This is a genomic window from Streptomyces sp. NPDC088915 (assembly GCF_044749825.1).
GTDB lineage: Bacteria > Actinomycetota > Actinomycetes > Streptomycetales > Streptomycetaceae > Streptomyces.
Map to the genome: position 1 here is coordinate 95,362 of NZ_JBIVIR010000009.1, position 14,179 is coordinate 109,540.

Below are 14,179 nucleotides of genomic sequence, written 5' to 3' on the forward strand. Positions count from 1 at the left end.
GCGCGCCGGCCCACCGCCCGTCGGACGGTGTTCACCGGCGAGAGCGGTCGACGACTCCCTATATTGACGTGACCATGCCACGATGGCGCATGCCGTGCGGCGCTCCACGACGCCGTGTGCCGCACGCCCTCGCCCGCCGCCGTCCGACCCAAGGGGGACGCAGTTGAAGACACCCGTGTACGCCGCCCGGGGCGCCCTCGCCCTCGCCGGCGCCCTCGCGCTGGTCATCGCCCTCCCGGGCAGCGCGTTCGCCGCGCCGCCCGCCGCCCTGCCCGGCAACGCCGACGCCCTGGAGCAGACCTTCCAGCCGGCCTTCGACTACGACACGGACGGCTGCTATCCCACCGCCGCCATCGGCCCCGACGGCACCCTCAACGGCGGCCTCAACCCGTCCGGCGCCCTCAACGGCCAGTGCCGCGACGCCTCCGACCTCGCCGCCACCAACGGCTACTCCCGCGCGAAGTGCGACAACGGCTGGTGCGCGATCCTCTACGGCCTCTACTTCGAGAAGGACCAGGCGGTCCCCGGCAGCGGCCTCGGCGGACACCGCCACGACTGGGAGCACGTCGTGGTCTGGGTGCGCGACGGCCGGGCGGAGTACGTCTCCACCTCCGCCCACGGGAACTTCGACACCTACGCCCGCGACCGGATCCGCTGGGACGGCACCCACCCCAAGGTCGTCTACCACAAGGACGGCATCGGCACCCACTGCTTCCGTCCCGCCGGCGCCAACGACGAACCGCCCGAGAACCACCGCCACACCTGGCAGTTCCCCACCCTGATCGGCTGGAACGGCTACCCCGCCGGCATCCGCGAGAAGCTCGTCGCGGCCGACTTCGGCAGCGCCCACTTCGGCCTCAAGGACGGAAGCTTCGCCGACCACCTCGCCAAGGCCAAACCCGCCGGGATCACCTTCGACCCGAACGGCTGACCCGACCCCCTCCCGCCGCTCACGAAGGAATGAATCCACGGCGATGGCGCCCCGCCGGACACGGCGGGGCGCCACGCTGCCGACGTGCGCAAAGAAGGCAACAAGGCCGTTCCCGGACAGCGGAACGCCGCACGGGGACCCGGGGCGGACCGACCCGCGACCACCCCGGCCGCCCGGCCCCGGCCGCCGTACCCCGCCCCCTCGGCGGAGGCACGCCTCCGCTACTGGTTCGACACCACCCTCGCCCGCGGCATACCGGCCCTCTGCGGCTGGCTCGCCCTCGGCTGCCTGGCGCTCGTCGTCCCCGTCAGCGCCCTCCTGGTGTGGACCGACCGGAGCGCCCCCGCCACCCTCGGAGCGAGGATCGCGGCGGTCTGGCGCAGCACCGGACAGACCATGCGCCTGGGCGGCGAGGTCGGACCGCCCCTGCGCATCGTCCTGTCCGTGCTCCTCGCCCTCATCGCCCTCCTCTACGTCTCCACCCTGGTCAGCCTCATCACCACCGGCCTCACCGACCGGCTGATGGCCCTCGACCGCGGCCGGGCCACGATCCTGGAGCGCGGCCACACCGTCGTCCTCGGCTGGTCCGAACAGATCCCGACCGTCGTCTCCGAACTGGTCGCCGCCCGCACCGACCGGCGCCGCCGCGTGATCGCGGTCCTCGCCGAACGGGACAAGTCCGCCATGGAGGAGGACCTCCACACCACCGCCCGTGCCACGGGCCGCACCCGCGTCCTCTGCCGCACCGGCCGGACCGCCGACCCCGTCGCCCTCGCCCGCGTGAGCCCCGCCACCGCGGACTGCGTCCTCGTCCTGCCGCGCGACGACCCCCGGGACGACGCCGAGACCGTCAAGACCCTGCTCTCCCTCTCGGCCGCCCTGGGGGAGGACCGGCGGGTCCGCGTCGTCGCCGCCGTGCGCGACGACCGGCACCTCGCCGCCGCCCGGCTGGCCGGCGGCCCCCGGACCACCGTCCTGGACGTGGACGACATCTCGGCCCGGCTCGTCGTCGACTGCGCCCGCCAGCCCGGACTCTCCCTCGTCCACCAGGAACTCCTCGACTTCGCCGGACACGAGTTCCACACCCTGCGCGACCCCCGCCTGCCCGGCCTGACCTTCGAGGAGGCCGCCGGAGCCTGCCCGGAGTCCGTCGCCGTCGGCATCGCCCACGACGACGGCACCGTGACGCTCAACCCACCCCTGTCCGCCGGCTTCCGGGAGGACGACAGCCTCCTCGTGATCGCGCGGGACGAGTACTCCACCCGGCTGTCCGACCTCCCCGTGCCCCACGACCCGAGGGTCCTCGCCCACACGCCGCCCCCGGCCCCCGCCCCGGCCGAACGCGTCCTCCTCCTCGGCTGGAACCGCAGGGCGCCCCGGATCGTGGACCAGCTCTCACGGCGTACCCCGCCCGGCTCGACCCTCGACGTCGTGGCCGGGCCGCGCGCCGCGACGACCGCCGCCGTCCGGTCCGCCGCCGAGGCCCTCGCCCCCCGCATGCCGGTGCGCCACCATCCCGCGGACCCCGCGCTGCGGTCGACGACGGACGCACTCGACCTCACCCGCTACGACGTCGTGATCGTGCTCGGCCCCGACCCCCGCCCCGGCCGCGGCGACCCGGACGACCGGACCCTCGTCACCCTCCTGCACCTGCGGGCCGGGGAGGAGGGCGGCCGTCACGTGCCCGTGGTCACCGAGATGGCCGACGACCGCAACCGGCTGATCGCCCCGCGGCACCCCTGGGCCGACTTCGTCGTCAGCGGCAGGCTCATCGGTCTCCTCATGACCCAGATCTCCCAGAACCCCCATCTGACCGCCGTGTTCGAGGAACTCCTCTCCCCGGCCGGCAACACCCTCCACCTCCGCCCGGCCTCCCACTACGTCACCCCCGGCCGGACGACCTCCTTCGCCGCCGTCGCCGCGTCGGCCGCCCGCCGCGGCGAATGCGCCATCGGCTACCGCTCCGCGACCGCCTCCGGCCACGGGATGCGCGTCAACCCGCCCAAGGCCCACGTACGGTACTGGCACGCGCGGGACCAGGTCGTCCTGATCGCGCCGGGCGACTGACACCCGGACCACCCCCTTGACCACGCGGGAGAACACCTATGGTGGACACGACGTCATGGCGGGTGACGCGCGCGTGAATACGGGGGGAAGACGATGACGACGACGGCCGGTGCCGACGGCGACGACTGTGCCGTGCCCGAGGACGACCTCATGCAGGTCGGGTACGCGTGGGACGAGGGCGACGGGCTCACGGCCGAGGCCCGCGACCGCGCCACCGCCTTCCTGGAGAAGGCCCGCACCGTCTGGGGCGTACCCGTCTCCGAGCGCGCGGCGGAGCTGACGCGGCTCGTCGTCAGCGAACTGGTCACGAACGCCCGCCGGCACGCCCCGGGCCCGGTGCTGCTGCAACTGCGCATCGACGCCGGGACCGTGGACGTCGTGGTGTGGGACAGCGAGCCCACGGTTCCGGCGGCCCACGCCGCCGACCCGGACCGGGTCGGTCAGCACGGCCTGGAGATCGTCAAGGCCGTCGCCCGGGAGCTCCGCGTCCGGCGGGAACCGGTCGGCAAGCGCATCACCGCCCGCATCGACCTGGACTGAACCCGCCCCTTGCGGACGTCAGGGGCGCGGGCGGGCGGCGGTGTCGAGGTAGAAGGCGTCGATGCTCTGGACGGCCTGTTCGAACTCCTCCAGGTTGACCGGCTTGGTCACATAGGCGTTGGCGTGGCTGCTGTACGCCCCCGTCACGTCGTCGGGCGCCGTCGACGTGGTCAGGACGACCACGGGAATGGTCTGGAGGTTCTCGTCGGACTTCAGGACCTTCAGCAGCTCCCGACCGTTCATCCGGGGCATGTTCAGGTCGAGGACGATGAGGTCGGGCCGGGCGGTGTCCGGGGCGCGCAGGTGCTCGAGGGCGGCGACCCCGTCGGTGACCTGGACCAGGTTGCGGGCCCCGCGCTCGGAGAGTGCCTCCTCGATGAGCATGGCGTCGGCGACGTCGTCCTCGACGAGCAGGACGTCGAAGGGGCGGGCGGGGGTGGTCATGATCGGTTGCTCCGTGGGTTTGTCGTGTGAATGGTCGAAGAGCCCCGGCCAGCGGCGGCGGGCTCCCTGTCGGGTCATGCCGCAGGCCGCGCCGAGCTGCGGATAGCCGGCTCCCGCACGGGCGCCGGCCACGACCGCCTCCTGCTGGAGGCGCTCGGCGGCCTTCTGGACGTGGTCCAGGACGTGGAGCAGGGCCAGGGCCTGCGTGCGGTCGTCCGGTGCCGGTTGCGAGGGATCGTCCAGGAGCCGCCGGACGAGACGCCGCGCGAGGTCGCCGACCGCCGCGTCCGCGGCGGCGGCCGTTTCCTGCGGAGTGGTCCGCAACACGAAGTTCTTGCCTGGCACATCCGGCACTCTAGGTCCCCGGGAGGCCTGGCGACAACAACCGTTGTCGCCCATTACAGTGATCGCGCCGCACCTTCGGCGGCTGTCGCAGTGAGGAGTCCGCACCATGACCGGCGATGGGAAGCAACCGCGTGGGCGGGGCCTGTCCGCATGGACGACCCGGCGGTGGCTTCGCGTGGGCGTGGCCATATCCCTGGTCGTCCTGGCCCTGCTCGGAACGACGGGCGGCTGGATCCTCTTGAGGACCGAGTCGCTCAGCAAGGAACTCGTGGACGTGCGGTCCCCCGCGCTGACCACGGCCATCCGCCTGGAGTCGGCCGTCCTCAACCAGGAGACCGGGATCCGCGGCTACGGCCTGACCGGCACCCCGGACTTCCTCACCCCCTACCGGGAGGGACTCGCCGAGCAGGAGACGCGGACCGCGCAGCTCTCCGAACTCCTCACCGGCGACCGGGCGGCCCGGGCCGACCTCGGGACCGTACGGGACGCCGTGGCCGTATGGCAGGAGCGGATCGCGCGCCCGGTCGCCGCCGCGCCGCCGGGATCGGCCTCGCCGCTGGCCGCCGAACGGGCGGCGGAGGGCAAGGAAGCCTTCGACGCCGTGCGCGCCGCCCTGGGTGCGCAGCAGGAACGGCTGCGCGGGGAGCGCCTCCGCACGAGGGACGACCTGATGGCCATGATGGGTGTCCGGAACTGGGTCTTCGGTTCCATCGCGGTGCTCATCCTCCTGCTCACGGCCCTGATCTTCGAAGGGCTGCGCCGGGGCATCAACGAGCCCATCGACCGGCTCGGCGCGGACGCCCGGACCATCGCCGGGGGTGACTTCGATCACCCCATCACCCCGTCCGGCCCCGCCGACCTGCGGCTCCTCGGCGAGGAGATCGACTCCATGCGCCGGCGCCTCGTGCGGGAACTGGCCTTCACCGAGGAGGCGCGCCTGCGCCTCGACGCGCAGGCCGCCGACCTCCAGCGCTCCAACGCCGAGCTGGAGCAGTTCGCGTACGTGGCCTCGCACGACCTCCAGGAGCCGCTGCGCAAGGTCTCCAGCTTCACCCAGCTCCTCCAGCGGCGCTACGGAGGACAGCTCGACAGCCGGGCCGACCAGTACATCGACTTCGCCGTCGACGGGGCGAACCGCATGCAGGTCCTCATCAACGACCTGCTCGACTTCTCCCGCGTCGGACGCCTGCACAACACCCACCAGAGCGTCGACCTGGACGACGTCCTGGAGCGGACCCTGTCCTCGCTGAGCGTCGGCATCGAGGAGGCCGGGGCGGTCATCACGCACGACCCGCTGCCGACCCTGGTCGCCGACCCCACCCAGATGGGGATGCTCTGGCAGAACCTGATCGGCAACGCCGTGAAGTTCCGCCGCCCGGACGAGACGCCCCGCATCCACGTCACGGCGGCCCGGGAGGGCGGTCTGTGGCGCTTCACCGTCACCGACAACGGCATCGGCATCGCCCCGGAGTACGCCGACAAGGTCTTCGTGATCTTCCAGCGGCTGCACACCAAGGACGTGTACTCCGGCAGCGGCATCGGCCTCGCGATGTGCAAGAAGATCGTCGAGTTCCACGGCGGCACCATCGCCGTCGACACCGACCACCACGACGGAGCGCGCATCACCTTCACCCTGGCGCCCGAGCCGCCGGAGACCCCCCTCCCGGCCGTCGAATCCGGCACGGAGCGGACGAGATGACCTCGATCGTGACCGGCGGTGGCACGTCGCCCCATGAGCCGATGTACCGCATCCTCCTGATCGAGGACGACCTGGGCGACGCCCTGCTCGTCGAGGAACTCCTCCACGACACGGGGCTGCGGTTCGAGCTGACCACCCGGACCAGCCTGGCCGAGGCGCGCGCCGAGCTGGCCGGCACGCCGATCGACTGCATCCTGCTCGACCTGCACCTGCCCGACGTGTCGGGCACCGACGCGGTCACCACGGTCCGGGCCATGGCCCCGCACACCGCGGTCATCGTCCTGACCGGACTCGCCGAGGCGCAGGCCGGCCCCGACGCCATGGCCGCCGGAGCCCAGGACTACCTCGTCAAGGGGAAGGTCGAGGCGGACCTGCTGCACCGGACGGTCCGCTACGCCGTCTACCGCAGCAAGACCGAGCGGGCGAACTCCGAGGCCCAGGCCGCCCGGCTGCGGGCGGAGGAGAACGCGCGCCTGGAGCGCAGCCTGCTGCCCCAGCCGATCCTCGACACCTCCGCGGTGCGGGTGACCTCCCGCTATCTGCCGGGCGCCACCCTGGCCCTGCTCGGCGGTGACTTCCTCGACGTGGTGGAGGGGGACGACGGACTGCTGCACGCCGTCGTCGGCGACGTCAGCGGGCACGGGCCCGACGCCGCCGCGCTCGGCGTCTGCCTGCGGATCGCCTGGCGCTCCCTCGTGCTCGGCGGACACCGCGGCGACGACCTGCTGCACCTGATGGAACGCATCCTGCTCGCCGAGCGCGGCGACCAGCACATGTTCGCCACCTGCACCCTCCTCATCCTCGACCAGAACGCCGGTACCGCCACCCTCCACCTCGCCGGCCACCACGAGCCCCTGCTCACCACGCCCGGGGGGACCAGGGAGCTGGAGGCCGCCCACGGCATCGCCCTGGGCATCTTCCCCGGGCCGCACCGCTGGCCCGCCACGGTCGTCCCGCTCCCCGCCACCGGCGCCCTGACCCTCTACACCGACGGGCTCACCGAGGGCCACAGCGGGACGGAGAACGAGCGGCTCGGCGTCGAGGGACTGCTCGACCTGATCGCGGCCCTGCCGGCGGAGGACCCGGCCGTCCAGGTCGACCTCCTCATCAAGGAGACCCACGAACTGAACGCCGGCCGGCACTCCGACGACCTCGCCGTCCTGCGCCTCGACTGGGGGGCTCCGCCGGCGCGCTCCTGAGCGGGACCCGCACCCGTCACGCGGCGGGCCGGCGCGCCTCGATCAGGGTCCGGGCGGAGTGGGCGACGAACGGCCCCTCCGCCCGGATCAGGGCGTCGAGTCCGCGCAGCCGGGACAGATGCGCCCCGACCGTGAACCCGGGCACGATCCAGATCACCTTGCGCAGGAACCAGACGACCGCGCCGACGTCGTGGAACTCCATCCGCAGCCGCTCGGTGCGCAGGTCCACCACGTCGAGCCCGGCCGCCCGCGCCGCCGCGGCCTCGTCGTCGGGGTGACGCGCCCGGGCCGCCTCCGGCTGCGGGCCGAGGAAGTACTCCACCACCTCCCAGACGCTGGCGGGACCGACGTGCTGGGCGAGGTAGGTGCCGCCCGGCCGCAGGACGCGGGCGATCTCCGACCACCACACGGTCGCCGGGTGCCGGCTGGTGACGAGGTCGAAGGCGGCGTCGCCGAAGGGCAGCGGCGGCTCGTCGGGGTCGGCGACGAGCACCACCCCGCGCGGGTGGAGGAGTTCGGTGGCCCGGGCGACGTTCGGGGGCCACGACTCGGTGGCCGCCATCGCAGGCGGCAGCACCGGCACCCCGGCCAGGACCTCGCCGCCGCCCGTCTGGACGTCGAGCCCGGCCGAAGCGGTGGCCAGCCGCTCGGCGAGGAGCCGGTGGTAGCCCCAGGAGGGGCGCCGCTCGGTCGCCCGTCCGTCGAGCCAGGAGAAGTCCCAGCCGTCGACCGGGGCCTCGGCGGCCTCCGCGACGAGTTCTTCGAAGGTGCGTTCCATTCCTTCATCATCGCGTCCGGCCTCCGGGGCGCGCACCCGCATAAACGACGGCGCGAGCCGCTCGAAGGGCGCCGGCCCGGCGGCCCCGGCGAGGACGGACGGCCACCCCATGGTCACGGAGGCGCGCGAAGGGCACCCTGGACGGCACCACGGCGGGCGACCCGGGCGCCCGCCCCTGACGTGAAGGGACGGGCCCCATGCCCCCGCACTTCGGCGACTACCAGAACGAGATCTACTTCGAGGGCCTCTTCGGCACCGTCCCCGCCCTGCCGATGACCTTCGCCGAACTGGAGTCGAAGGCGCGGTCGGCGCTGTCGCCCTCGCTGTGGTCGTACGTGGCCGGCGGCGCGGGCGACGAGCACACCCAGGAGGCCAACGCCACGGCCTTCCGCAAGTGGGGACTCGTCCCGCGCATGATGGTGGGCGCCGCGCGGCGCGACCTGTCGGTCGACCTCTTCGGCATGACGCTGCCCTCCCCGCTGTTCATGGCCCCCGTCGGCGTCATAGGCCTCTGCGCCCAGGACGGCCACGGCGACCTGGCGACCGCCCGCGCCGCCGCCCGCACCGGCGTGCCGATGATCGCCTCCACGCTCACCGCCGACCCCCTGGAGCAGGTCGCCGCCGAACTCGGCGACACCCCCGGCCTCTTCCAGCTCTACACCCCCGCCGACCGGGCCCTCGCGGAGAGCCTGGTGCACCGCGCCGAGGCGGCCGGCTTCCGGGGCATCGTCGTCACCCTCGACACCTGGATCACCGGCTGGCGCCCCCGCGACCTCGCCACCAGCAACTTCCCCCAGCTCCGCGGCCACTGCCTGGCCAACTACACCTCCGACCCCGTCTTCCGGGCCCGGCTCCCCAAGCCCCCCGAGGAGGACCCGCGCGCCGCCGTCGTGGAGTGGGCCGGCATCTTCGGCAAGCCGCTCGTCTGGGACGACCTCGCCTGGCTGCGCTCCCTCACCGACCTGCCGATCCTCCTCAAGGGCATCTGCCACCCCGAGGACGTCCGGCGCGCCCGGGACGGCGGGGTCGACGGCGTCTACTGCTCCAACCACGGCGGACGCCAGGCCAACGGCGGCCTGCCCGCCCTCGACGCCCTGCCCGCGGTGGTCGAGGCCGCCGACGGCCTGCCCGTCCTCTTCGACTCCGGCGTCCGCACCGGGGCCGACGTCGTCAAGGCCCTGGCCCTCGGCGCCACGGCGGTCGGCGTCGGCCGCCCGTACGCGTACGGACTCGCCCTCGGCGGCACGGACGGCGTCGTCCACGTCCTGCGCTCGCTCCTCGCCGAGGCCGACCTGATCATGGCCGTCGACGGCTATCCCACCCTCGACGACCTGCGGGCCGACGGAGCCCTGCGCCCCGTCTGACCCGCCGGGAGGAGCGCCGGGACCGTCAGGAGGGGCGGCGCGCGCGGGACGCGAGGGAGACGACCTTCTGCCTGCGCGCCCTGCGCTCGCGCGTGTGCCGGTCCAGTTCCTCCATGAGGCGGCGGCCCCGGTGGCCGGGGTCCAGCTCGTTCAGGACGCGGTCGATCTCGGTGAGCAGGGCGCCGTACAGCTGCCAGCGCCCCGGGTCGTCCGCCGCCTCCGCCCTCAGCATCCCGGCGGCCCGGTCGCGGGCCTCGCGGGCCGCCTCCAGCTGCTCGGCGAGGCGGTTCTCCGCCGTCTCCGCGCCGGAGCTGGAGTGCGAGGTGACGAGGACCGCGAAGCTCACCAGGGTGTCCCCGAGGTGCCGCACCACCTCCTGGAGGACGAGGGCCGTCTCCCGGCGGAAGAGCACCGCCCCGTCCCGCTCCCGCGCCAGGTCGGTCAGGGTCCGGGTCAGGACCCGCAGCACCACGGCGGAGATCTCCAGGGTGTCGAGCCCCGTCCGCAGCACGATCCGGTGCAGCAGCCCCTCCTTCACGCGCGGGTTCAGCCGCAGGCTGTCCTCCGCCTGCCGCAGGGCCGCGTCCACGTCGGCGACGTCGTTGTCGAGGCGCCGCGCCTCGTAGAGCCGCGCCGCCGCCAGGTCCACGGACGACGGCCCGTCGAAGTCGCCGAACGGATCGGGCTCGGCGGGCACGTCCGGGTCCGTGAGCTCCTCGCCGAGGCCCAGGAGCAGCTGGCGCATCCGCCGGGCCAGGTCCACGATCGAGTCCCCGGCGGTGTCCACCCAGACCGGCGGCACGAGCACCATGTTGAACACCATGCCGACGATCGCGCCGATCAGGGTCTCCAGGACGCGGTCCCAGGCCGTGTCGGCGACCTGGGTGACCCCGAGGACCAGCATCGCGCTGATCGCCACCTCGGCGACGAACTCCTCCACCCGGACGAACCGCCCCACCACCAGCGCCGCCAGGATGACCATGGCGAGGCTCCACCAGGTCAGACCGACGAGCACGCTGAACGCGATGGCGATGAGGACGCCGACGACGACGGAGTTCACCCGCCGCAGACTCGTCACGAGCGTCGAGTACAGCGTCACCTGCACCACGAGCAGCGCCGTCAGCGGCGCGGTCAGCGGCGCCGGCTCGGAGCTGAGCCGGAGGGCGACGACGTACGAGATCGTCGCCGCCGCGGTGGAACGCAGGGTCTGGACCACGAAGGGGTCCCGCCGCTGACGCTCCCACCACTGCCACAGGCGCCACTGGCGCAGCGAGGCGAGCGATACGGAGCGGTGGGGCATGAAGTACTCCTCCTCCGGTGGGCGAGGGACGCGTCCGGGGCCGGGCGCGATCTTGTGCGCGCCTACCCGCCCGACGCCTCCGCACCGCGATGCTCCGTGGTGCCGCCCCGCGAAGGCGCGCCGACGCGCCGACGCGCCCCGACGAATCCCGAGGCGCGGAGCGGTGGCCGGACCGGTGGCGGGGCCGGCGACTGAACGGAACCGTTCCGGGTAGCCGCCGGGTGCCCGTCCCGTACCACTCCCGTGCCCCGTGAGGAGACCCCGACCATGGACCGCGACCGCGCAGCGCTCTTCGACGTCGACGGCACCCTGGCCGACACCAACCACCTGCACGCCGTCGCCTGGTGGGAGGCGCTCCGCCAGGGCGGCCACCGGGTGACCATGCACGCCGTGCACCGGGCCATCGGTCTGCCGGGCGAACGGCTCCTCGACCACCTGCTCGGACAGGACCGCGACCGGTCGGACGACGAGCGCCTGAGCACCGCGCACGACACCCTCTACGGGACGTACTTCGAGCGGCTCCAGGCCTTCGACGGGGCCGCCGACCTGCTGCGGAAGCTCGCGGGCGACGGCTGGAAGGTGGTCCTGGTGACCTCGGCCAAGAGCCGCGAGCTGGAGGCCCTGCGCCGGGCGATCGACGCGGACGACGCGCTCACGGACACCGCCACCTCCGACGACGTCGACGAGGGCAAGCCCGCCCCCGACCCCGTCGAGCACGCCCTCTCCCTCGTGGACGTGCCGGCCGACCGGGCCGTGTTCGTCGGCGACAGCGTCTGGGACATGAAGGCCGCCCGCCGCGCCGGGGTGACCGTCGTCGGACTGCTGTGCGGCGGCATTCCCGAGGCCGATCTGACCGGGGCGGGCGCCGCCGCCGTCCACGACGACCCGGCCGACCTCCTCGCCCGCCTCGACACCAGCCCCTTCGCCTCCGTACCGCCCGCCTAGGGGGTGTCCCACCGCCCGGCCAGACCGGGGAGTTCGACGCGGGAGCGGATGCCCAGCCGGGCGAAGACGTTCCGGAGGTGGTGGTCGACCGTGCGCGGGCTCAGCGCGAGCCGGCCGGCGATCTCCCGGTTGGTGGCGCCCTGCGCGGCGAGCCGGGCGATCCGCTGCTGCTGCGGCGTGAGCAGGCCCCACGCCGCCGGATCGGCGGTCCCGCCGCCCGCGCCGCCCGTGGCGCGCAGCTCGGACCGGGCGTGGTCGGCCCAGCCGTCCGCCGCCGCCCGTTCGAAGGCGACGAGGGCGTCGCCCAGCGGCCCCCGCGCCGCGCCCGGGCGCCGCCGGCGCCGCAGCCACGTCCCGTACGCGAGGAGGGTCCGGGCCCGCTCGAAGTCGTTGCCGCAGTCCTCGTGGCGGCGGACGGCCTCGCCGAACCAGTACGCCGCCTCCCCGTCCTCCTCGCCCTGCGCGAGCAGCGCCCGGCAGCGGGCCAGCAGGGCCGGTGCCGCGCGGTCGACGCCCTGCGCCGCCCAGACCGCGTACTCCCCGGCCGCCGCCCTGGCCTCGGCCGCCCGCCCCGCCGCGACGGCCGCCTCCACGAAGCAGGGCACCACCAGCATCCGCAGCGCGAAGTGACCGCCCCGGGGCCCGGCGCGCACGAGCGGCACGAGCCGCGCGGCCGCCCGCGCGGCCGGACCGCTCCCCAGCTCGGCCCGGGCCAGCGCCCACTCCGCGAGCGTCGCCGCCTGGGCGAGGCCGTGCGGCCGCGCCATGTCGAGGGCGAGACCCGCGTGCTCCGCCACCGCGGGACCGTCGCCCGCCACCGAGGCCACCAGGGCCAGGACGGCGTGCTGATGGGCGGCCACGTTCCGCTGCCCCGTCAGCTCCGCCGCCCGCAGTCCCTCCCGGGCGGTCCGCGCGGCCCTGCTGTACCGCCCGGCCCGCAGCTCGGCGTACGCGAGGTGTTCGAGGGCGCGCGGCAGCAGGGCCGTGCGGTGCTCCGCCCGGGCCCGGGCGAGCGCGCGGGCGTGGACCCGGGCCGCCGCCGCGGTGTCGCCGAGCACCAGCGCGGCCGACCCCGCCCGCAGCAGCAGCCGGGGATCGTCCTCGGCACCGTCCCGCGCGACCACCCGCGCCAGGGACGGACGGGCCTCGTCGAGCCGTACGGCCAGGGCGGCGCCGAGCCCGTCGAGGAAGTCCCGCTCCGTCCCCCCGGCGTCCCCGCCGCAGCCGAGGGCGGCCAGACACGCGTCGACGTCGCCACCCGCCCAGGCGGCCTCCATCGCGAGGAACCGGGCGTCGGACGCCTCGGCCGGCGCCCGGTCCCGCAGCAGCTCCGCCGCCCGCAGCAGCGCCTCGTGCGCGTCCATGACCGGCCCGCACGCCAGTGCCGCCAGACCGCGCACGAGGTGCGAGCGGCCCCGGACCACGGGGGCGAGGGCGCGCACGGCGGCGGGCGGTCCCAGGCGGTCGGCGCGGTGGCTCTCGCCCCGGGCGAGCGCCGACGCCGTACGGGCCGGCCGGGGCGCGCCCGCCCGCCGGGCCCCGTGGTGTCCGGAGGCCGGGGCCGACGCGAGGACGGCCCGTCCGAGGAACGGGTCCTCGAAGCGGAGCAGGCCGTCGGCGCGGCGCAGCAGCCCGTCCGCGACCAGGCCGTCCAGCGGCTCGGCGGGAACGCGCGCCGCCCGTGCCAGGTCGAGGACGGCGTCGACGGCGACACCGGGGAGGCGGTGCGCGCCTTCCCGTCCGCCCGCGTCGGTACGGCCCGCGAGTGCCACCGCCGTGAGCAGCCGCCGGGAGTCCGCGGGCAGGTGCGCCAGGAAGCCGCCGTACACCTCCGTGAGGACGGCCCCGTCGACCGGCGGCTCCGGGAGGGGCGCGGAGCCCGCGCGCTGGGCGGGGGTGAGGCGCCGTACCGCCGAGACGAGGACACCGGGGTGCCCCGCCGCCTCCTCGACGAGCCGCCGTACGACCGGCGGCGCCGGGAGAGGGGCGCACAGGTCGCCGAGGAGGGCCCGGGCGCCGTCCGGACCGAGCCGCCCGAGCCGTACGCTCTCCGCCCCCGGCACCTCGGGCGGCCGGTGGTGCCGGGCGGCCGACACGAGCCAGCGGGGCCCGCCGCGGTCCGGCCCGCGCCCCCGCCGCCACGCCACGGCGAGCGCGGCACGCGCATGGGCGTCCCAGAGGTGCAGGTCGTCCAGGCAGATCAGGGCCGGACGGCCCCCGAGGAGCCCGGACACCGCCGCCGCGAGACCGTCCTCGCCCCGCGCGGTCCGCAGCGCCCGGCGTGCGTCCGGAGCGGAGGGCGCGAGGGCGGCGAACAGGGCCCGCGCGCCGCTCCACGGCACCCGGTGACCGGGCGCGGCGACCCGGTGCGCCGTGCCCGGGAAGTCGGCGGCCGCCCGGGCGAGCAGGGCCGAGCGGCCCTCCCCGGGACCTCCGGTGACGAACAGGACCCCGCCGCCCCCGGCGGCGGGATCCGTCAGACGGGCCACCGCCGCGAGTTCGGCCGCGCGGTCGTACAGCCGGTGACCGGGGGCGGTGCCGTGCGTCGCTCCGCTCACGGCGGTCAC

General features: G+C 75.1%; 11 protein-coding genes. 7 read left to right on the forward strand and 4 right to left on the reverse strand.

Annotated elements, in window-relative coordinates; all coding sequences use genetic code 11:
- Positions 1-82 precede the first annotated feature (82 nt).
- The 3 genes from ACIP5O_RS18040 (at position 83) to ACIP5O_RS18050 (ending at position 3,538) form a co-directional block, all read left to right on the forward strand.
- Positions 83-931 carry an NPP1 family protein gene (locus ACIP5O_RS18040; protein ID WP_401294343.1) on the forward strand — a complete coding sequence of 283 codons (849 nt, stop codon included), beginning with the start codon at positions 83-85 and terminating at the stop codon, positions 929-931.
- A gap of 84 nt (positions 932-1,015) precedes the next feature.
- Positions 1,016-2,998 (forward strand): NAD-binding lipoprotein, encoded by a 1,983-nt coding sequence (locus ACIP5O_RS18045; protein WP_401294345.1) that lies wholly within the window; start codon positions 1,016-1,018, stop codon positions 2,996-2,998.
- Between the two features lie 93 nt (positions 2,999-3,091).
- Positions 3,092-3,538: an ATP-binding protein gene (locus ACIP5O_RS18050; protein ID WP_401294347.1), complete on the forward strand. Its 447-nt coding sequence runs from the start codon at positions 3,092-3,094 to the stop codon at positions 3,536-3,538.
- An 18-nt stretch (positions 3,539-3,556) separates the two neighbouring features.
- On the opposite strand, the gene ACIP5O_RS18055 is transcribed toward ACIP5O_RS18050, so the two are convergent.
- On the reverse strand, positions 3,557-4,327 hold the full coding sequence (locus ACIP5O_RS18055; protein WP_401294349.1) for a response regulator: 771 nt from the start codon (positions 4,325-4,327) through the stop codon (positions 3,557-3,559).
- Between the two features lie 106 nt (positions 4,328-4,433).
- Between ACIP5O_RS18055 and ACIP5O_RS18060 the strand changes: the two genes are divergently transcribed.
- Together ACIP5O_RS18060 and ACIP5O_RS18065 are read left to right on the forward strand one after the other, a co-directional pair.
- Complete coding sequence (locus ACIP5O_RS18060; RefSeq protein WP_401294351.1) at positions 4,434-6,026, forward strand: ATP-binding protein; 1,593 nt, start codon at positions 4,434-4,436, stop codon at positions 6,024-6,026.
- Positions 6,023-7,225 carry a PP2C family protein-serine/threonine phosphatase gene (locus ACIP5O_RS18065; protein ID WP_401294353.1) on the forward strand — a complete coding sequence of 401 codons (1,203 nt, stop codon included), beginning with the start codon at positions 6,023-6,025 and terminating at the stop codon, positions 7,223-7,225. The genes ACIP5O_RS18060 and ACIP5O_RS18065 overlap by 4 nt, the downstream gene beginning before the upstream one ends.
- A gap of 16 nt (positions 7,226-7,241) precedes the next feature.
- Here the strand turns inward: ACIP5O_RS18065 and ACIP5O_RS18070 are convergent, their stop codons facing one another.
- Complete coding sequence (locus tag ACIP5O_RS18070; RefSeq protein WP_401294355.1) at positions 7,242-8,003, reverse strand: class I SAM-dependent methyltransferase; 762 nt, start codon at positions 8,001-8,003, stop codon at positions 7,242-7,244.
- A gap of 197 nt (positions 8,004-8,200) precedes the next feature.
- Between ACIP5O_RS18070 and ACIP5O_RS18075 the strand changes: the two genes are divergently transcribed.
- Positions 8,201-9,367, forward strand: a complete 1,167-nt coding sequence (locus tag ACIP5O_RS18075; RefSeq protein ID WP_401294357.1) for an alpha-hydroxy-acid oxidizing protein — start codon at positions 8,201-8,203, stop codon at positions 9,365-9,367.
- Positions 9,368-9,392: 25 nt separating this feature from the next.
- Here ACIP5O_RS18075 and ACIP5O_RS18080 read toward each other — a convergent pair whose 3' ends face one another.
- Positions 9,393-10,667, reverse strand: coding sequence for an aromatic acid exporter family protein (locus ACIP5O_RS18080; RefSeq protein WP_401294359.1), 1,275 nt, complete (start codon positions 10,665-10,667; stop codon positions 9,393-9,395).
- Positions 10,668-10,934: 267 nt separating this feature from the next.
- Here ACIP5O_RS18080 and ACIP5O_RS18085 point away from each other — a divergent pair, with 267 nt between their 5' ends.
- Complete coding sequence (locus ACIP5O_RS18085; RefSeq protein WP_401294361.1) at positions 10,935-11,612, forward strand: HAD family hydrolase; 678 nt, start codon at positions 10,935-10,937, stop codon at positions 11,610-11,612.
- On the opposite strand, the gene ACIP5O_RS18090 is transcribed toward ACIP5O_RS18085, so the two are convergent.
- Positions 11,609-14,170: a LuxR C-terminal-related transcriptional regulator gene (locus ACIP5O_RS18090; protein WP_401294363.1), complete on the reverse strand. Its 2,562-nt coding sequence runs from the start codon at positions 14,168-14,170 to the stop codon at positions 11,609-11,611. The two genes, ACIP5O_RS18085 and ACIP5O_RS18090, sit on opposite strands and share 4 nt — an antisense overlap.
- Positions 14,171-14,179 lie beyond the last annotated feature (9 nt).